Origin of the sequence: Pseudonocardia parietis (genome assembly GCF_017876315.1) — a bacterium.
GTDB classification, from domain to species: domain Bacteria; phylum Actinomycetota; class Actinomycetes; order Mycobacteriales; family Pseudonocardiaceae; genus Pseudonocardia; species Pseudonocardia parietis.
Window position 1 is genome coordinate 110,711 of sequence record NZ_JAGINU010000002.1, and the last position, 19,090, is coordinate 129,800.

Genomic DNA, 19,090 nt, shown 5'->3' on the forward strand with positions numbered 1-19,090 from the left:
GCCTACGAGGGGCCCTGGTCGTCAGCGTCCTCGTCGCGAAGCGCCTTCGCCAACGCCTGCATCATCTTTGCCCGCTTGCGCGGGTTTCCGCGGGCGCCGCGATGGGCCGCCCGCGTGACCCCGGCCTCGCGCATGGCACGTTGCAGCTCCAACGCCGCTTCGCGCTCTAGCCCCGCGGCTTCCTCCGCCTCAGCGAGGGCGGCTTCGCGCCGGCGAGCCCGTTCGGCGAGTTCGCGTTCGATGGCCGGATCGGCCGTGTCGTCGATCAGATAGCCGACTCGAACGTTGAAGAACCAGGCAATGGCCTCGAGGGTCTTCGTGGTCGGGTTTCGCTTGATCCCACGTCGGAGTTCGCTCAGGAGGGACTCCGAGAGATCCCGGCCGCTCGCGCGGCACGCCGCGACGACCTCACTGTTGCGCCATTGGCGGGTTGGTGCGCTCGGCGGCCGGCTGGCATCGAAAAGTCGTTCGATGCGGGCCGCAAAGGTTGTTGGCGGCGAAGCCACGCTGCCTCCCTCGCCTTCGGTCATGTCACTTCCCCCTCGGCATGCATCTGCATGTGCAGCAGCCACTGTGCCACAGTGAAGATCTCTGAGCCAGTTGGATGCTAGAACTTCGCTGCAGTGGCGATCCATGATAGACACTGTGCAGGCACTGCTTCGGCGGTGGCGCCCCCCGGGGCGCCACCTACGCCGAGGGCAGCTCCCCCGCGCCCGTGACAGGACAGAGAGGACGTGCAGGTGTACAAGACCCTCGACGCGGTGGGTTACCTGGCCGATCGGGACGTAGCGCCGACCCTTGACGCGACGTTCGCAGCGGACGGCCCGGACTTCCTCCGCGATGACCTCTTTACTGCTGCCCTCGACCTGCTGCTGGCGGCCCGTTCGGTCTCGTACCTGGCGCCCGCAGAGGCACTGCTCGAGCCGGCTGCCCGCGTGAGACGTGTCCGGGCTGCTCTCGAGGTGCTGAGTGAGCAGTTGCCCGACTGATGCGTCATCGGCGAGAAGGCGAACAACCCCTGGCAAGAGTTCCCACTACGTCGGCGCGTCGCGTCGGCTTGTAACAGGTACTGCTGACAGGATGCACCGCATGAGCGAGCGGAGGCGCCGGCCGAACGGGGCTGCGAAACGCTACAAGGGACCGCGAGAGCTGGTCGGCACACGTGTGCCGCCGGAGATCACCGACAAGGTCGACGCCAAGCGCAGCGACCTCGGCCTGACCCGCAACGACTACCTCTTCGCGGCCCTGCTGGTGGCGTTCGAGAAGCCCGAGGAGATCAAGGCCGCCGCTGCCGCGCTCACGGACATGCTCCCCAACCGGCGTACGAGCACTGAGGACGACCAGCTGCGACTCGTCGACGAGACATCCCAGGAGGCCCTCAAACGGACCGCTTGACCTCGGTTGCCGCTGAGCGGCGGCACGACAATCGAACATCCGGGCTGAGTGCACACCCCTGAAATGCGCTAGGGCCCGTCCCTCCGGCCAAGAGGAACGGGCCCAACGTAACGGGGTTCGGAGTTACCGCTCCTACACCCAGCCCCTCCCAGAAGGGAGGCGCAACGCTTGCCTGCGCGCTCTCATAGTAGCGCGTGTCCCGAAGTTCGCACAGCACCATCGCGCCGTGCGTCGGCTACATCTCCTTCCGTCGAGGGTGTACGACTGCCCCTGCAGTCCGTTCTGCCCTCCCGGACGGGGCTACCGACGTCATGGCCGACCGATCCGGGGACCCTGCCGCTCCCGGAAATGTGTGTCAGCTGCCTACGTCGCTCCGGGATCGCGCGCAACACGCCACTCCGCTCGATCGTCTGCGGACCCTGCTGGTTCGCCGGTGGCGGCGACATCTCGCCCTCCGAGCTGTCCGCTCCGGCAGACAGCGACCTCGACAGCGTCGCCGCTGCGCTCGCCGTCGAGACGCTGCTGCCCCGCACCGCGCTCGAGTGGTACCGCGGACTGCTGTCGTCCACCTGGTACCAGCAGATCCGCCGCGACGCCGCCGGCCGCCTGTGCGGCCTGCTCACAGAGCTAGGGCTGCGCGCAGACTGGGATACCCACACCAGCTGGCCTACCTGGGAGCGCCTGCAGGAAGCCAGCGGCTGGCGCCGCAGCAGCACCGCCTCCTGGTTGGCCGAGCTGCAGCGCCAGGGCTGGCTCCTGCGTGTCGAAGGCGGCTCCACCCCCCGCTACCGACCGATGGCCCTGCAGCACCTGTCCGGCAACCGGGCCGCGGTCTACCAGCTCCGTGTGCCCGCCCAGGACGCCGCTGAGCGCGCCATCCCGACCCTGCCGAACCCCGACGCCGACGCCTGCAGTGAGACCGCTCAGAGTGAAACTTGGACCCCAACCCACACACCTAAATATCTTTCTAAGACTTATACAGGGGTTCCTATACGCGCGAGCACGCGCATCCACAATTCCCAGCTCAGCGCACCTTCCCGACGTGAAAACGGCCCTGACGGGCCGGGTCAGGAGGAGAAGCAGGGCAGCCACTTCGATCGTCGGGTGCCGGTGACCCACGCCGAGATGCTCGCCGCGGCCGCCGAACTGCGCACCGACCCGGCCCTGCGGCGCCTGACTCCCCGCTGGATCCGCGCCATCGTCCGCACCTGGTGGCAAGCCGGCTGGACCAACAACGACCTGCGCTTCGCCCTCGAACACCACCCCAGCACCACCGGCCCGGCCCGACCCGTCGACCGCTGCCCCGCCGCCCAGCTGCGCCGCCCCGACGGCTGGCTACGCCACCGGCTCAGCGCCTGGCGCGACGCCCACGGCCCCCTCGTCTCGCCCACCGCCGACCACCGCCAGCGCCACGCCACCGCCTCCGCACTCGGCCACGCCGCCGCGCAGCGTCTGCCCTACGGCGCCACCGACCTCTCCCCCACCGCCGTCGCCGCCACCGACAACGACCGCGACAGCGCCCACTCCCAGCTCGTACGCCGCTGGGCCCTCGAGTTCCACGCCCGGCGCAACGCCCCCCGACCCGACGACGAAGTCGCCACCCCCCACAGCCGCGAACGCCACTACCGGCGGATCAGCGAGCAGCTCGACGAGGGACGCACCAGCACCACCCGCCCAGCCGCACCCGCCCTCCCCGAGCCGGCGACCAGCACCACCCCGGACCACTCCGCCGAGCCGGGCCCGGCCACCGCACACGACCGCGCCCTCGCCCGAGCCCGCGCCGAACGCGAGCCCGGGCCCCGCAGCTTGCCCCGCCGCTTGCGCCCCCGGAGGTTCCGATGACCGCCCAGCACGCCGACCACCGGCCCGCACACGAAGCCGCCCCCACCCCGTTCGACCGTCAGCCGCCGCAGGACCTCACGGCGGAGCAGTCGGTGCTCGGCGGCATGCTGCTGAGCAAGGACGCGATCGCCGACGTGGTCGAGGTGCTCCGGCCGGAGGACTTCTACCGCCCCGCCCACCAGACCGTGTACGAGACGATCCTGGACCTCTACGGCCGCGGTGAGCCGGCCGACGCGGTGACCGTGTCGGCGGAGCTGCAGCGGCGTGGCGAGCTGGTGCGCCTCGGTGGCGCACCGTATCTGCACACCCTGATCGCGACGGTGCCGACCGCGGCGAACGCCGCCTACTACGCCGAGATCGTCGGCGAGAAGGCGATCCTGCGGCGCCTGGTCGAGGCCGGGACCCGGATCGTGCAGCTCGGTTACCACGGGTCCGAGGGCGGCGAGGTCGACGAGGTGGTGGACCGGGCCCAGGCCGCGATCTACGAGGTCACCGAGCGGACCACGACCGAGGACTACACCGTGCTGGAGGAGCTCCTCCAGCCGACGATGGACGAGATCGACGCCATCGCCTCCCGAGGAGGCCTCGCCGCCGGAGTCCCCACCGGCTTCGCCGACTTCGACGCAGTCACCAACGGCTTACACCCCGGCCAAATGATCATCGTCGCCGCGCGACCCGGGTACGGGAAGTCCACGATCGGCCTCGACATCGCCCGGTCCTGCTCCATCAAACACGGCATGACCAGCGCGTTCTTCTCCCTGGAGATGAGCAAGTCCGAGATCGTGATGCGCCTGCTCTCAGCCGAGGCCCGGATCCGGCTGGCCGACATGCGCGCCGGCCGGATGTCCGACGAGGACTGGACCCGGATGGCGCGGCGGATGTCGGAGATCTCCGAGGCGCCGCTCTACATCGACGACTCGCCGAACCTGACGCTGATGGAGATCAGGGCCAAGGCGCGTCGGCTGAAGCAGCGCAACGGCCTCAAGCTGATCATCCTGGACTACCTGCAGCTGATGACCTCGGGCCGCAAGGTCGAGTCCCGCCAGCAGGAGGTCTCGGAGTTCTCCCGGCAGATCAAGCTCCTGGCCAAGGAGCTCGAGGTCCCGGTGGTCGCGATGAGCCAGCTGAACCGTGGTCCCGAGCAGCGCACCGACAAGCGGCCGATGCTGTCCGACCTGCGTGAGTCGGGTTCGATCGAGCAGGACGCCGACATGGTGGTCCTGCTGCACCGCCCGGACGCGTTCGAGCAGGACGACCCGCGGGCCGGGGAGGCGGACCTGATCCTGGCCAAGCACCGTAACGGCCCGACCACGACGATCACCGTCGCGCACCAGCTGCACTACAGCCGCTTCTCCGACCTCGCAGCGCCATAGGCGCAATTTGGCACTCGCTCGTACGCTGGAGTGCGCGAGCCCGCGCCTCGGGGGCGGCGAGTTCGGCTGATCTGGCGGCCCGTGTCGTCGAACGTATTCAGTGCCAGGCTCGGTGGCGGGGAGCTATAACCGGGTTATAGCGTGGCGGCGCGCTTCAGCTATAACCCGGTTATGTCCTCAGTTGCGTAGCGCGGTCAAGGCCTCGATGAGGGCGGCCAGCTGGTCGTCCTCAAGCTGCCGTCGGAGCCTCTTGGCCATTCGGTCGATGTCAGGGCTGGTCGGCTCGTTGCTCGACTCCGTGTTTCGCGCGCTGCCGCTAGAGGTCGAGTCGGGAAGCCCCTCCCCCGGCTCGGTCTGTGTTCGGGACAGCGTCCGGTCTTCTCTCATCTGCGCGAGGCCCTGCTCCTGCTGCTCAGGAGGAAGCGTTGCGACCTTCCGGGCCTCCTTCACCGTAAGTTCGCCCTGCTTGAGCTGCTCCCTTAGCTCGGGGATGAGCTTCAGGAGTGTGAGGCGCTGGGAGACCCATGCCTGCGTCTTCGCGACTCGTTGGGCGACCTTCGTCTGGGAGCCATGGCGCTCCAGGAGCCCTTGGAGCTCGATGGCCTCGAGCAGTGGAGGCAGGTCCTGGCGGTGGATGTTCTCGACAAGCGTGGCTTCCGACAGCATCGGGTCCGTGCCGCCGAGCCGATCTTCGGCGATCGCGGCGAGATGGGCGAGTCCGGCCTGTCGAGCCGCCGCCAATCGGCGGTTTCCGATCAGCACGACCCATGGCGCCGCTCCCACCTGTGACGCGTCCTCGGGGTGATGAGCTAGATACACGTCTCGCGCCACGACGGTGGCTGGCTGAAGCTGCCCGTGCTCGCGCAGGCTGGTGGCCAGCTCCGCAGTATCGGGATCGTCGTAGCCATACCGAGGGTTCCTCGGGTTGTGTGCCAGCTGATCGAGGGGGATACGGCGCTGCGTTGGTCCGGAATCAGGGAGTGTTCGCAGACTGGTCCCCTCGGTGAAGTCGTCCGAGGCGAACGAAACACGTCCGCGTTTGCGGGGTGGGCGTCTGTCCGCCGCCGTGTCTGCCACCTCTCCGCTCATCGTGTCCTCCCGTAGCCGAGCTCGAGCGCCAGGCGCAGGATGTCCTGCTGTGCCTCAAGCGCGACTCGGCTCTTGGCGTACTGAGTGCAGACGACGCCCTCTGCGGCGGCTCGACTGTGGATCTTGTATCGCCGGATGACGGTGTTCGCTCGGGGCCATCCCTTCTTCTCGATGAAGGCGATCGTGTCGTCAAGGTCCACGTGGCCGTCCCGCGCATCCCATAGATTGATCGCGACGGTGAACGGCACGCCGAGGGGCTCAATGACCTCGCTGATCGTGGTATCCGCCGGCACGAAGGTCAGCGGTTCGGTTGTGATCGGGACGATCGCGTCGTCTGCACTCTTCAGAACTGATCGCAGGATGTGTTCGTTCTCGAGGCTGCCTGGCGTATCCACAAACACGTGCTCGTAGTCAAGGTCCCGAAGCTGCTCCAGCTGGGCCGGGTCATCAGTCTCGGTGTAGGCGAACGGAATCTTGTCGCCTACCCGGTGTGCCCACCAATCCATCGACCGCTGAGGGTCGGTCCCGACGACCAGGACGGCCGGCTCGTCGGTGGCGAGGACCTGGTCGACGACAGCAGCGAGATTGACGGTGATCGTTGTCTTGCCGACGCCGCCCTTCTGGCAGCAAACAGCATGAACTTGGGCCATAGGTGGCCACCCTCCGTGGACTTCACGACCCGCACAGGTCGCTACTTCGGACAGTCGGTCCGCATCATGCCATCCCGCGTCTCGTGGCGATCGTTGTCCTGCTCGAAGCGCCGGGGGCAGCCCTGCATGCCGAGGCTATAACCGGGTTATGGAGTGGCGACGGGCCGGTGCAGAGCACGTCGCGCGGGGTAGCGGGCCGCGAGGCTGCGGGGTGATGGAGCGGCGAGCTCCATCCTCGCGGCAGTGGGGGAGTCGATGGGGTGGCCGTCATTCGAGCGGGCTGTCGTCGATCGCTCGACACACTGGGGTGTGGGCAGCAGGTCCGTCTGGGGTGCTCGTGTCCAGCGCCTTCGTCAACATCAGTGCTTCGAGCGCTGAGCGCGGGTGGTGGTGTCGACGAGCCGGAGTGCTGCGCGGTGAGGTGTTGGAGTCGCCAGCAAGTGGGGTATCCCGCTCGACCTTCCCGCTGGGGTGCGGATCTGGGGTCCGCGCACCGAGGTCGATCGCGGGGGCACACCGGCGGAACGGTGGGGTGCGTCCTCCCCAGCGGGTGAGGTGCACCGGCGAGTCCCCTCCTTGGCCGGTTCAACCGCGATTCTGTCTCGGGTACGGCGAGGGCGGGTGGGGCGCACCGGACGGTCGGCGCGGGCGAGTGCCACCCCACTTCTCCGGATCACGGGATCAAAAGCTGGTCGAGCCTTGCAGGGGTGAGGTTGCAAGTCTGCGTGGCCGAAGTGGGGACACCGGTTTGAGTCGAGCAATACGACCGGGGGAGGGGGCCCGCGACAGGAGTCGGTCGCGGCATCGAGCGAGAGCCCCATCGCGGCGAGCCAGCCCGGCTGTGCCGGCCGGCCTCTTGGTGCAGGCAGCGACGAGTACGCGATCAGGGCGGGGCGTGGGTCGGTCAGACGGTCCACAACGAGTGAGCACGGCCCGATGGGCGGCAAGCGAGGGGCAGACTCATGATGCTTGATCGCAACTCCCGGGACTGTCACGTACAGCAACTGTCCGAATGTCCGGCCCGGGTCGATTATCACGGAGCTCCGAGTGCATCCCTACGCGTAGCGCGTGCACGCGCGTACGCGTAGAGCCATCACGAGGTCAACAACGGCACGCTGGACAGTCCGAGACATGTCCGACGGTCGTGGCTACGCTGCGTGGCCGTAGTGCAGCGACGGGGGAGCGCAGGACCTAGGCACGCCGTCATCGCGCGCCATAGCGGCCGGGAGTTGCAAGTGAAGTACGGTGCGCGAGCCGCGCCATGATCGGCTGACACGCGAGCAGCGAGAGGGGGGAGGGTGAGCGAACTGCCTCCGGTAACCGCTGTCGAGCGGTTGGCGCACGAGCTTCGCGAGCAGATTCGATCCGGCGAGCTCGCCCACGGCACCCTCCTGCCCGGCACACAAGCACTCACCCGCTTACACAAGGTGTCAGCAAGCACGGTGAGTAAAGCAATCAACCAGCTCAAAGATGAGGGGCTCGTTGTCACCGCCTTCCGGTCAGGACGTGCGGTCAACTACCCGGGTCGTGGTACTCACGAAGGTCCCAAGCCGCTGACGGTGCTCGTTGGCGGCGAGGCGGGTCGCAGTAATCGCGAACTCGGTCAGGTGCTCGCGGAGCGCACCCAGTGGGCTCTGCTCGATTACGAGACACTGACTGCGCCCCTTATAAACACCGCGCTACACCACCTCGACGACTTCCTCGCCGATGACACCGCCAGACGGCAGCACTATTCCACTCTCACCTCCACAGCCAACGACGCTCTTGTACGTGCTGCCATACAGAACCTTGCATGCGGTTCGTGCAGTATTGTCGTCGCACCACTGGCCGAGCCGTTCGCTGATTTGGACTGGCGACGTCGAATGGCGGCCGCAGCTGTGTCTGTCGGTGGCACTATCCGACTATTGTGGATGATGAGCGAATCTGATGAGGGAGGGCCGGCGACCGCACAGCCGCCCCCGTTCCCATCTTCTGAGCCAACGGCACCTTCACTGGGCCCGGAGCACGGCTCCCCACCGCCCATTTGGTACGTGTATGTGGACCCAACTGATGCCGCGTCGTCCGGCCGGCAGCTCGACGAACTTGTCTCCGTGCTTCGGCACGAAGCCGGCCGCTAGCCCATCGGCGGTTCGTCCACAGCGCCCGGAGCGTGGCTGTGCGCCAGCGCGCCTTCAGCCAACCTCGTCCCACAACGTCCGAGCAGCTTTCGGGCCCGCGGCGGTCAGCTCGCCTCGATCCGGAACGAGCGCCGCCGGGTCCGCTGACGGACCGAGGACCCCACGCGGACAGCTCGACCACTGGCTGATGACAGCTAGATCTGTCCCGGCGTAACCCAGGTTTCACCAGGTCAACGACGTACAACGCGGTCCAAGGCGCAGAGGCCCGAAAAAGTTGGCTATACAAGCTTGTTCGTCTGTGCTGCGACCGTTATCGTCTGTGCTGCATCGGGTTGAGCGGCCCTCGCGAGGTGGGGGCACTGGACCCAGTGCTCCCGGTCTGCGCCGGTGCGGTGCCTGGTATCGCCGCGAGGAAGACACCAGGTATGAGCAGATGCTCCGACGTCGAGCGTTTCGACGAATCGCAGAGAACTTCACAGTGAATGAGCACACGGCCCCCTGACGCCCAACATTCGAAACTCAGATGCGGCGTGCTCAACGAAAAGGTGGCCCGCGAAACCCCCGCGACAACGGGGTTAGTGCAGACGACTAACGCACGCGACTATGTGCAACACGATCAGTCGTCGAAGCGCTCGACTATTGAGCAAATGTAACGCTTGTTTGTCGTGACGTTTGCCGGTCGCCCTCACTCAGTCACATTCGAGTGAGGGTCTCCGGGAGGTCTCACACTCACAGCGTACTGACCACGAACCTTCCAACTTCCCGAAAGGCTCTGGCAACATGAATAACAAGAATGCACGGCACACGCCGCTGCCGAAGTACGTGCTGGCAGGTACGTCGCGGGGGAGCGCCGGAAGAAGCTGGGCCCCGTTGGTCACCACTGGCATCTCGATCCCGCCGTCGGACCGACCAGCCGCTGATTTTCCCGAGTACGAGCCGACACCGCTCGACCTCGCGACGATCGAGGAACTCGACGAAGTCGGAATCGAGAGCCGGCTCAGCGCGGCAGCGACGCTAGCCGCGTACGAGTTGCGCCGACGCGAGCTGCTCGGCCTACGCGCCGAACTTCCCCGCACCGCCTTCGCGCCCGACCCTGACGAGGTCGAGGACGAAGAGCCCCATCTCATCGCGACTCCCGCAGCGTGAGTCGCTGACCACCCGAAGGCCTGGTACTTCGGTGGCCGACGGACACCCTGACCGAGCAATGACCCGGGCTCACTTCCGGATCTGCATCGCGACTGTGCCGTGTCCGAGGCTCCGAACCACCCTCACCTCCCAGGGAGGAGACCTGCCGTGAACGCCCTCGGCGTAGATCTGACCAACGATGCGCCAGCGATCAAGCTGCTCACATCCGGTGTGCGAGGCGACTCGGCGCCGCCGAACATACTGTCCGAGGACGCCTCCCCAGCCACTCCACAGCAGGACGCTGACCCCGCCGCCAGCACCACGGATGGGCAGCCGACCGAGCTGCCTCCACCAAGCGATCCACCACCGACGCCGGCCGCCAGCGAGGCCCCGAAGACCGAGCCTCCCGCCTCGACACCGGTGCGCAGCGAGGCAGCGCCATCCCGCGAGGAGAGCCCCCCGCCGTCAGCGCCTCAGCTGGCGATTCCACCTCCGCCGGTTCGCCCGGACGGCGGCGTCATCAACTGGTGGTCGAACGCCTTCCCACACGTGGTGTGGCTGTCGGTGGTCTCCGGCTTCGCCGGCCAGGTCTACGGGTTCGGCACCCTGTTCGGAGGGACGATCGGAGCTTGGACGGTTGCGGTCGCGCTCGGCGGCACGTTCGAGTTCATGATGGTCGCCTGCTCATCGCGCGGCCTACGGGCAATCGGGCTCGGGCGCAGCTGGACCGAGTTCATCCCCTTCCTGCTGATCGGCACGATGGCCGCGGCGCTGGCATGCGCCATGAACGTCACGCACTTTCCCGGCTGGCTGGGGATCGCTGCAGGCACCGTGAGCGCGCTCGGTTACGCAGCCCATGTCTTCTCGCACCTCTACGACGAACTTGCCCACCGCGCCGAGTTCAACGCCTGGCTGCTCGAGAAAGCCAAGATCGAGCTGGAGATCGAGCGGCAGGTGCGGGCGGAACGCCGCCAGTACGAGAGCTACCTCGATCGCCAGACACGGCTCCAGCAGGAGGCAGCTCAGCCCGCTACCGCACAGTCCCGCTCAGCCAGTCCAGCCCGGTCGCGAGCCGCAGCCGCCCAGACCACCAGCACCACATCGGTGGACGCGACCAAGCGAGCCTCTAGGCCTGCGAAATCCTCGACTTCCCGGGCGAACCGGCCGTTGCCCCGTCCCGGACAGGGCGACCGGCCGACGGCGAAGAAGGCCGATGCCATTCGCATCGGTCGTGCCACTGGAATCGACACCCCCGCCCCACTGCGGGAAGCGCTGATTGCGCAGGGCCTGCAACTGCCTAGGTCGTCGACCTCGATCGAGACCTGGTGCGCCGAGATCAAGAAGTACACCCGTCCCGACACCAACGGTGTCGACATCGCTGGTGTTGGCCTCAACGGTCGCGGGATCGACACGAACTGAACACAGGGCCTCCGCAACCTGCCACGGCGGGTTGCGGAGGCCGACGCAGGAAAGGTCCACGGCCCTTGACCAGTACGACCGACCGCTCCACCGAAACCACCATCGGCGCCAAGCCGCCCGACGACCAAGAGCAACCGCGGATCCGGCGGCGGGTACGCCGCGCGCAAGCCGTGCTGCGGCGTGTGTCGCACCAGCGCAAGGCCTTCGCCACCGACTACGGCCGTGCGCGTAGCCCCACGGACCGTCTCGCTGTCGCGGCTGCGGCAATCCGAGCCGCACTGGCCCGAGCCCCAGAGCCCGAGGACGACACCGCTGACCCAGACACCACCAGCGGCCGCATCGACCGAATCGCCGCTGACCTGGCCGGACTGCTCGACGAGCTGCATGCCGATCAGGAACGCGCGGCCACCTCGACCATCCGCACCGACGAACGCCGAATCGCCCGCAACCAGAGGAGGCGTCATGGCTCCGGAACCGACTCCACACAACGAGACCCCACCCGAGATCGGCCCACGGTCGACCCGTCCTGAACTGCGCCTTGTCCCCCGTGGAGACCAGGCCGCATCAACCCCCGACCCACCGCCGGCCGACGCTGCGGACGTTGCCGAGGACCTCGACGAAACGAGCACCCCGACCGAACCGGCTGCCGAGATAGCGGTCGATGCGCCCGCTGCCGTTGAGTCGGCAGACCCGGTGATAGACGAGCGCGCAGTCACGCCCCAGGCGCCGCTGGACCAACGTCTACTGAAGGCCCTCGGTGACGTGCTGGCAGCCCGACCTCAATGGGACCAACAGCCACCCTCCTGGGCGCAGATCTGGCACTACTCCACTAACGGGGACTGGACCACCGAGGCCAACAGCGCACGTCGGATCGGCCACAGCCTCATCGTCCTGATCGGTTTCGCCGTGCTCTTCCTGCCCGACTGGGCCGTCCAGGTGGCCAAGCAGAAACCGATCGGGTTCGTGCTCACCGCCGCTGTCGTTGCCCTGCTGCTCATCGCTCTGTGAACCCTTGCATGCCCGTGAAGGAGCCCCACCATGTCCTGGTCGTTGATCGTCCCCAGCTCCCTGCTGTCCCTCGGAGCGTTCCTCCTGGTCCTGGCCGTCTTGCTGGTCTTCCTCGACGTTCCGGACAAGGGAGTTCCCTGGGACAAGGTCGCCGCCGTCTTCGCCGTCATCGGAGGCTTCGGTGTCGGCGGTGTCAGCGCCGGCTTCGTCGGAAGCCTCCTCACCAACCTGGTCGGCGGAGCAGTCTCCGGCGTCGCACAAGCCACCGCCTACTTGGTCGGTGTCAGCGTCGTCGGCGCGGTCGGGGCCGCTGTCGGGATCTGGGCTTGGGCCCGCGTGTGTAAGAGCGGGATCTCCGCCAAGTCCAAGTTCAAGTCCTTCCTGGTCGTCGGCGCGCTCGCCCTGGTCGGAACGGTGCTCGCTGCCATCCCGAGGCTCTACGGCGCAGCTGACGAACTGGTCCGCATCGCGGCATCAGCGATCGTCTGAAGCAGCCACGTTCGGCAGGAGTATCTAGATGGAACCTTTCTTTCTTACGTGCATGGTCGTCGCCTACTTCCTCACCAAGGGCAAGGTCGACACCGCCGCCTACAGCAACGGGAAAGAGCCCCCCGGCGTCGTCCGCGCCCGCATGAAGCACGACGCCGGCGGAGGGGCCCGTACCTCGAGCGGACGCCCTACCGGCCGCGGTGCGTTCGGACTGATGCTCGCCTCCCGATGGGCCAACGCCTGCGAGGCTGCCCGACAGCGCGACGAGCACAAGGCCGCCCGCCGACGAGCCTGGTACGACGAGACCGCTCCGGAGAAGGACGCAGCCTGGCGCGAGAAGCAGCTGCGCAAGCTCGAGCGCAGCGACTGGGCCCGCGAGCGGTGGGCTCAGGCACGGGGACTCATCAGCCGCCCCACCGCCGGTACAGCAACCGACCCTTGGGCGCGCCGCGCCACCACGACGTCGCAGGGCCGCAACCAGTCCACACCGATCACGGACTCGCCGACCTCTGACACCGATGCAGGTCCCGAGGACGGCGAGCACACCACAACCGATCCGGCCTCGCCGACCGACCAGCCCACCACGGACGAGCCGGCCCCCGGTCCCGCGCCCGAAAGCACCACACCGGACCCGGACCCGCCGACCGCCGGTACTCCGCCGCCCGCGGCCCGGCCCTCAACCGAGAACGACAACGACAACGACAACGACGACCACAGCAGCACCGCCGCCACACCGAACCAGGGGAGCAGCAACATGTACGACGAGGCCGTCAACCGGCTCATCCAGGCCGCGGATCAAGTCGCCGAGTACCGCTCGAACCTGATCGCATTCGCCGACCGCCTCGCCGGAGACGGCTGGGGCACCGAGGTCATCGGCCCCCTGCAGGACACCCAATCCAGCCTCACAGCCTGGGAGAACCTCTACCGCGACACGGCAGAGCGGATCAAGAACCAGGGGGACCAGGGCGCAGCCGCCTACGACCAGGCGCCCTACGTGCCCGGCCCGCACGCCGTCCTTAGCTGACCCGAATCGAGCACAACACGGCTCAGCCGTTTCCCTCCACCTCCAGCAAGGAGCTCCACCGATGGCGAATCTCAACGTCGACGGCAACACCGAAGTGCTGGCCGCTGCCCTGCAGGACGCAGCTGGCGACCTCGAAGGAATCGGGCAGACCCATCACAGCCTGGTCGAAGAGTTCGAGACCTACGGCTGGACTGGCCTCGATGCCCTCGAGGGAGCCCAGAGCCACATCACCTCAGTCACCGACAGCCTGATCACCGTCGCCGACAAGATCGGTATCGGTGGCCAGATCGTGCGCGACGCGCTCCTGAGCAACCACATGATCACCAACGCGACCAAGGAGTCCCTCGGCCACGGCTGAGCGGCCCGCGCCCACCGCCCACCCTCAGCGCTGATGGCGCCCGGGTGGTGATCAGCCCCTTCCCGACCGCGTCGGGGAGGGGCTGATCACGTTCCCCGACCCACCAGCACCACCCTCCGGCCGCGTGCCCCGCCGCCCACCCGTCACCACTGGTGGCGAGGAAGGAGCCTTGCCATGGGCTCGACTGTGACCCGCCAGACTCGCTTCCAGAACGCCGCTGTCCGCTCCCGGACCCGAGAGCGCGCCCGGCAGAACACTGCCACCGCCGTTCCCAGCACCGGCCGCAGTCGACGTCCCCGCACGGAACCCGCCAACCAGGACGACCAACCCCTCTCGGCGCGAGCCGCGGGATGGCAGCGGCTGCGTAGCAGCGTCGTCGGGGACGGTCCCGTACCCAGCGAAGACAGCACCGACGACCAACGCACGGAGAACCTGCGCCGGTGGATGGTCAACGACCGAAACCGGCGCCGCCGCTGGCCCTGGATCCCCGCTGCCATCGCCGGAGTGGCCGGCCTGAGCGCGCACTTTCTCGGCGCTGGTCTACACACGCTCAGCGCAGACATCGCCCCCACCGTGCTGGCCTGGCCAGCCACCCTCGCCCCGCTGATCGGCACGCTGGCGTTCACCCTCCGGCACCGCCACGCGGCGACGCGCTGGCTACCCGAACTCGCGGTCTTCGGCTTCGGCTCCGCGGCGCTGACCTACTTGCTCGCTATCGACGGCCCCTCGCCGTTCATCGCGCTTGTCGCGCTCGTCGCGACGATCATCAGCGCCACCCGCTGGTGGCGCGCCCATCCGATCGGCCCGCAGGTCAAGCGCTTGGTCCCGCCCGAACTAGCCCCGATCACCCCTGCAGTCCCGGACCCTGAGCGCGACCCATACTGCGTGGCCTGGTTGGAGAACAACGCCAGCAAGGACGGGAAAGCCCCCGGGTCGCGACTGACGAACCGACGCGACGACGAGTTCACCACCAACTACGACATCGCGCTCAAGCGCGGCCACCAGACTGTTCACGACCTGCAACCCAACCGCGCGAAGCTCGCCGGCGGACTCGGCGAGGACACCGAGCGGGTGCTGTTCAAAGCCCCGCCTCGCGGGATGGGTGCCCACTGGGCCCGGATGACGATCATCCGTAAGGACCCGGTTGCCGACACCCGCTTCTACACCGGACCGCAGGTCGAAGACGGCGTGATCAAGAACGTCGCTCGACTCGTCGACGGTTCCGGCGAGATGGACGTGACCATGTGGGACGACAACGGGACCGTCGGCACCATGATCGTGGGCTCCACCGGCGGGGGAAAGTCCGGAGCGGCGAACATCGTCACCTGCTCCGCGATGTCGACCGGTCTGCTGAACCTGCTCTACGCCGACCCCAAGGGCAACTCCTCGACCGCGCTGGCCACCCGAGCCCGCGTCGCGGTCATCGGCAAGCAGAACGTGCTGCGGCTGCCACAGCTGATGACCGCGATGCTCGCCGCCCGAGCTGAGCTCGCCGCCGAGCTCAGCTCCGACCTGATCTTCCCGAGCCGGGAGATCCCGGGATGGATGCTGCTGCACGACGAGTACTCGCTGATCGCAAGCGACCCGGGAGCCCAGAAGACCTGGACCGAGACCGTCAACATCGTGCGCGCCTACGGCATGTGGGCGGTGGCACTCAACCAGTCCCTGGGACAGCCACAGTGGGGTACCGACCACGCCCGCTCGGCGTTCGCGTCCCAGGTCGTGGCCTTCCGGATCAACTCCAAGTCCGGCTCCGACCTGGTCCCGGGACTCACCTTCGACCCGAATGACCTCCCCGTCGACGACCGCGGACGTCCAGTGCCGGGAATGGCCGTACACGCCCACCACGACACCCCGACCCGCTGGGACTTCCTGCCCTCAACGGCAGACGCCGAGCGCATGGCCGCGAAGGAACTGCCGGCCCCGCCAATCACCACCGTGACCGCATTCGACGAGTTCTTCGCCCAGCCCGACCTGCACCCGCTCGACGAGGCCGCCATCACCAGCGTCCTCGGCCCAGCAGTCAACGGACGCTGGCAGGTGGGCGGTCCAGGCGCGACACACCAGTTCCGTAGCGGCGACGCCGCGCCAGGCCCCGGCGCCGGCCCGACGGACTTCGCACCGAAGCAACCCACCCGGGGGCGTTGGGGACAGCGCGGCACCTCCGCCTCAGGCAGCCACCACGCGGCGCTCACCCCAGTGCAGGCAGAGGTGCTCGAGATCGTGCGCGGCGGCACGGGCGTGACCGGGGAAATCGTCGAGGCTGCGACCGCTGCGCGGTCGAGCGTCATGAACGCCCTCGACGTCCTCATCGACCGCGAGCTGATCGAGAAGCTCAGCCACGGCCGCTACCAGCACATCCCGATGACCAGTACATCGACGTGATCCATCACGAAACGAGCCCGGACGCCCAACCTCTCACAGCCACGCGTCCGGGCTCGTCTGCCGACCCAGAGATCGGAGCGACCAGTGTTTCAGAACCCGGCTACAGATCGTGGCGCCGCCACGGCCCCGTCCTCGCTCCTCGAACTTGACCAAGAGCCACCGCGAGATTGGCAGGAACGAGGGCTCTGTGCGCAGACCGACCCCGAGGCCTTCTTCCCCGAGCACGGAGCGTCGACCAAGGACGCCAAGAAGGTGTGCGCCCTCTGCGAGGTCCGCACCGAATGCCTGGCCTACGCCCTTGAGCGCCGCGAAGCTGGCGTCTGGGGCGGACTCACAGAACGGGAGCGCCGCCACTTCCGCGCCGAGCAGCGGGGGCGGTGACACAGCGATGACTGCTCACCCGTCAACCGCCATCACCACCACCTTCGAAGGTCGGCTCTACCACCTTGACCCGTCCACCGGGGTCCACACCGCGCCCCTGGTCGTGGCGATGTCCTACGCCGCCACCGATCCCTACACCGTCGACGTGCGGCTCACCGATGCCTCCGGCCAGGCCCCGGTGGTGACCTGCGCCGTGGGCCGCGACCTGCTTGCCGGCGGGCTGAGTACCAGCAGTGACACCACTGCTCCAGACCAGCCCGCGGCCGAAGTCTGCGTCGCTACCCGTGGTCTGGCCTGCGGCGACTGGACACTGATCACCTGGTACTCGCCAGGCGATCGGGCCGAGATCGGGATCCCCACCTACGAGCTGATCGAGTTTCTTGCCGAGACCGAGGACCTCGTTGCCCCGGGCACCGAAGCCGCCCACCTGGAGCTTGACTCCGAGATCCGTGAACTGCTCAAGCGCGAGACGGGCCGGTGATGCAGGTACGAGGCCGGTGCCGGTACTGCCGCCGCACAATCGCCGGGCCGCTCCCAGTACCCGCCTCCACGACGCAGACGGAGAGCGAGAGGCAGATCGAGATCCCGCAGGTCTGCACACGTCGACGCTGCCAGCGCCGCGCCGCAAAGGACCCGCGTGGGTAAAGACCTCGCCAGCATCCTGTCTGCCGCTGACCAACAAGGATTCGCCCTACGCCCCACCCGCCGCGGACACGTCGTCGTCACGCGAGCTGACGGCTCCCGCGTCACCACAGTCAGCGGCACCGGCAACCGGCACACCCGAATCCGCGTCCTGGCCCAGCTCCGCCGAGCCGGCTTCGACTGGCCGCAGTAGCGCCACCGGCCACTAACCAGAAGGGCACCGCCACCATGCTCACCAGCACGACCCTCACCGGGCACATCCGAACCGTCACCCGCCGCTTGAGGCTCCGCCCGATAGCTCCAGCAAAGTGCCCGGAGTGGACTGTGGCCGGGCTGCTCGGCAGCCCAACCGTCGACGAGATCGCCGCCGAAGTCGGCCAGCCCAGCGACCTGAGGACCATCCACTACAAGCTGCTGAAAGCAGCGGCGCTGCACGACGTCCACACGCCGCAGGGAAAGTCGCTGCTCAACGCCGCGCAGATCGTCGACTCACTGCACGCCACCTGGATCTGGAACCGAGACCCCGACGCTGCCTATGCCGCTCGCCAGTGTCTACACGCACTTGGCGCCGCCGGACCCGACGACGGCTTCTACCTCCATGCCGGGCGATGGGAGCTCGCCCGTCAGTGGGCGCGCCATCTCTCGCTGCTGCCCAGCAGGGAGACCAGCCAGCCCCCATGGGCGACAACGCTGTGATCAGCCACGAGCTCCGGCGCTGAAGCCGACCGGCTCGCCGCACCGCTCGACTCAGGCGGGGCGCGGACGACGCTTGCCTGCACCCGCGCCCCGCCTGTCCCCACCGGCTGCTGCTCGTCGAAAGCGGGCAGGCCAGACCACCACAGCACGCACCAGGAGCCCACATGCCCTTCATCGACACCGCCGTCCACCTCGCCCCGGAGCGGGTGCTCATCTCTGTCTGCACCGCGACAGACCCCTCCGAGCTCGCGGAGGCCAAGTCGATCGTCGCTCTCGGCCTGCGCACCGAGCACGACCCCGCCGTCGCTGACCTGGACTGGACCGCGATCACCGACGCTGACAAGGCCTCCGACGACTTCAATGCCGCTGTCCACGCTCGCCTGCTTGGTATGCGGACTGCTCGGTCCGCTCGATGATGGGGCGCTCGCACGCCATCACCGGAGGCGCAGCCGGCCTGGCCATCGCCCACGTCACCGCGACGGGCGCCGCGGTGGCTGCGGCCTGCTGGGCTGCCGGCTCGGTCGCCGGGCTCGCGCCGGACTTGTGCCATCCGAAGGCGACGATCGTGCGGATGCTGGGCCCGATCGGCGCCGTGCTGTGCCGCATCGTCCGGGCGATTTCTAGGGCAGTCGGGCTGCCCGCCCACCGCGGGATCACCCACTCCGCGGTCGTTGTCGTGCCGGTTCTGACCACAGCCCTGTTCGCCGCCCTGACCGCAGCGGCGCCCGACCTCGCGGTGCCGGTTGCCGCGGCGGCCGGCGCGGGCGCCCTCTCGGCGCTGCTCGGGGACTGGATCACCTTGGACTCGGTGCGCTCACTGCTGTGGCCGCTCATGCGCCGCACCCCGGGCCCGCCCCGTTGGCTGCGTATCCGTACCGGCGGCGGTGTCGAGACGAAGCTCATCGTCCCGGTCCTCACCGTCGCGACCGTCGCGCTCGCAGCAACTGTGGTCATCGGCTGGCCCGCTCGAGCGTGGCTCGCACATCTGTCCATGCCTCAACCACCGTCGCCGGCGTAGGCGAATCATGTGGCCTCGAAACCGTCGGACGCACCTGGTAAATCATCCGGAACTGCCAGGAACAGGCGGGTCGTCCGAC

21 protein-coding genes are annotated in these 19,090 nt (G+C 68.1%); 18 read left to right on the forward strand and 3 right to left on the reverse strand.

Going from position 1 to position 19,090, the window contains the following annotated elements:
* Nucleotides 1-2: 2 nt before the first annotated feature.
* On the reverse strand, nucleotides 3-530 hold the full coding sequence (locus tag JOF36_RS34860) for a helix-turn-helix domain-containing protein (protein WP_210036502.1): 528 nt from the start codon (nucleotides 528-530) through the stop codon (nucleotides 3-5).
* Between the two features lie 210 nt (nucleotides 531-740).
* Between JOF36_RS34860 and JOF36_RS34865 the strand changes: the two genes are divergently transcribed.
* The 4 genes from JOF36_RS34865 to dnaB all read left to right on the forward strand — a co-directional run bounded on the left by JOF36_RS34865 (nucleotide 741) and on the right by dnaB (nucleotide 4,610).
* Nucleotides 741-989, forward strand: a complete 249-nt coding sequence (locus tag JOF36_RS34865; RefSeq protein ID WP_210036503.1) for a hypothetical protein — start codon at nucleotides 741-743, stop codon at nucleotides 987-989.
* Between the two features lie 100 nt (nucleotides 990-1,089).
* A complete protein-coding gene (locus tag JOF36_RS34870) occupies nucleotides 1,090-1,395 on the forward strand; it encodes a hypothetical protein (protein WP_210036504.1) in 306 nt (101 codons plus the stop codon).
* A gap of 348 nt (nucleotides 1,396-1,743) precedes the next feature.
* Entirely contained in the window at nucleotides 1,744-3,237 is a 1,494-nt protein-coding gene (locus JOF36_RS34875) for a hypothetical protein (RefSeq protein WP_210036505.1), read from the forward strand.
* Entirely contained in the window at nucleotides 3,234-4,610 is a 1,377-nt protein-coding gene (dnaB, locus tag JOF36_RS34880) for a replicative DNA helicase (RefSeq protein WP_210036506.1), read from the forward strand. Before JOF36_RS34875 ends, dnaB begins: the two co-directional genes overlap by 4 nt.
* A 177-nt stretch (nucleotides 4,611-4,787) precedes the next feature.
* Here dnaB and JOF36_RS34885 read toward each other — a convergent pair whose 3' ends face one another.
* Together JOF36_RS34885 and JOF36_RS34890 are read right to left on the reverse strand one after the other, a co-directional pair.
* Nucleotides 4,788-5,699: a ParB/RepB/Spo0J family partition protein gene (locus tag JOF36_RS34885; protein ID WP_210036507.1), complete on the reverse strand. Its 912-nt coding sequence runs from the start codon at nucleotides 5,697-5,699 to the stop codon at nucleotides 4,788-4,790.
* On the reverse strand, nucleotides 5,696-6,349 hold the full coding sequence (locus JOF36_RS34890) for a ParA family protein (protein WP_210036508.1): 654 nt from the start codon (nucleotides 6,347-6,349) through the stop codon (nucleotides 5,696-5,698). Before JOF36_RS34890 ends, JOF36_RS34885 begins: the two co-directional genes overlap by 4 nt.
* A 1,298-nt stretch (nucleotides 6,350-7,647) precedes the next feature.
* Here JOF36_RS34890 and JOF36_RS34895 point away from each other — a divergent pair.
* From JOF36_RS34895 to JOF36_RS34960, 14 genes are all read left to right on the forward strand, one after another.
* Nucleotides 7,648-8,466 carry a winged helix-turn-helix domain-containing protein gene (locus JOF36_RS34895; RefSeq protein WP_210036509.1) on the forward strand — a complete coding sequence of 273 codons (819 nt, stop codon included), beginning with the start codon at nucleotides 7,648-7,650 and terminating at the stop codon, nucleotides 8,464-8,466.
* A gap of 780 nt (nucleotides 8,467-9,246) precedes the next feature.
* Nucleotides 9,247-9,612 (forward strand): hypothetical protein, encoded by a 366-nt coding sequence (locus JOF36_RS34900; protein WP_210036510.1) that lies wholly within the window; start codon nucleotides 9,247-9,249, stop codon nucleotides 9,610-9,612.
* A gap of 147 nt (nucleotides 9,613-9,759) precedes the next feature.
* On the forward strand, nucleotides 9,760-11,010 hold the full coding sequence (locus JOF36_RS34905) for a hypothetical protein (RefSeq protein ID WP_210036511.1): 1,251 nt from the start codon (nucleotides 9,760-9,762) through the stop codon (nucleotides 11,008-11,010).
* Between the two features lie 65 nt (nucleotides 11,011-11,075).
* Nucleotides 11,076-11,540: a hypothetical protein gene (locus tag JOF36_RS34910; protein ID WP_210036512.1), complete on the forward strand. Its 465-nt coding sequence runs from the start codon at nucleotides 11,076-11,078 to the stop codon at nucleotides 11,538-11,540.
* Entirely contained in the window at nucleotides 11,473-12,018 is a 546-nt protein-coding gene (locus JOF36_RS34915; protein ID WP_210036513.1) for a hypothetical protein, read from the forward strand. Before JOF36_RS34910 ends, JOF36_RS34915 begins: the two co-directional genes overlap by 68 nt.
* 30 nt (nucleotides 12,019-12,048) lie before the next feature.
* Nucleotides 12,049-12,507, forward strand: a complete 459-nt coding sequence (locus tag JOF36_RS34920) for a hypothetical protein (RefSeq protein WP_210036514.1) — start codon at nucleotides 12,049-12,051, stop codon at nucleotides 12,505-12,507.
* 28 nt (nucleotides 12,508-12,535) lie between these two features.
* On the forward strand, nucleotides 12,536-13,531 hold the full coding sequence (locus tag JOF36_RS34925) for a hypothetical protein (RefSeq protein WP_210036515.1): 996 nt from the start codon (nucleotides 12,536-12,538) through the stop codon (nucleotides 13,529-13,531).
* 61 nt (nucleotides 13,532-13,592) lie between these two features.
* Nucleotides 13,593-13,889, forward strand: coding sequence for a hypothetical protein (locus tag JOF36_RS34930; protein WP_210036516.1), 297 nt, complete (start codon nucleotides 13,593-13,595; stop codon nucleotides 13,887-13,889).
* Nucleotides 13,890-14,333: 444 nt separating this feature from the next.
* A complete protein-coding gene (locus tag JOF36_RS34935; protein WP_210036517.1) occupies nucleotides 14,334-16,274 on the forward strand; it encodes a MarR family transcriptional regulator in 1,941 nt (646 codons plus the stop codon).
* A 57-nt stretch (nucleotides 16,275-16,331) separates the two neighbouring features.
* A complete protein-coding gene (locus tag JOF36_RS34940; protein ID WP_443706283.1) occupies nucleotides 16,332-16,655 on the forward strand; it encodes a WhiB family transcriptional regulator in 324 nt (107 codons plus the stop codon).
* A 7-nt stretch (nucleotides 16,656-16,662) separates the two neighbouring features.
* Entirely contained in the window at nucleotides 16,663-17,136 is a 474-nt protein-coding gene (locus tag JOF36_RS34945; RefSeq protein WP_210036519.1) for an SsgA family sporulation/cell division regulator, read from the forward strand.
* Nucleotides 17,137-17,621: 485 nt separating this feature from the next.
* Nucleotides 17,622-17,993, forward strand: a complete 372-nt coding sequence (locus tag JOF36_RS34950) for a hypothetical protein (protein WP_210036520.1) — start codon at nucleotides 17,622-17,624, stop codon at nucleotides 17,991-17,993.
* A gap of 164 nt (nucleotides 17,994-18,157) precedes the next feature.
* Nucleotides 18,158-18,409, forward strand: coding sequence for a hypothetical protein (locus tag JOF36_RS34955; protein WP_210036521.1), 252 nt, complete (start codon nucleotides 18,158-18,160; stop codon nucleotides 18,407-18,409).
* Entirely contained in the window at nucleotides 18,406-19,011 is a 606-nt protein-coding gene (locus tag JOF36_RS34960; protein WP_210036527.1) for a metal-dependent hydrolase, read from the forward strand. The genes JOF36_RS34955 and JOF36_RS34960 overlap by 4 nt, the downstream gene beginning before the upstream one ends.
* Nucleotides 19,012-19,090 lie beyond the last annotated feature (79 nt).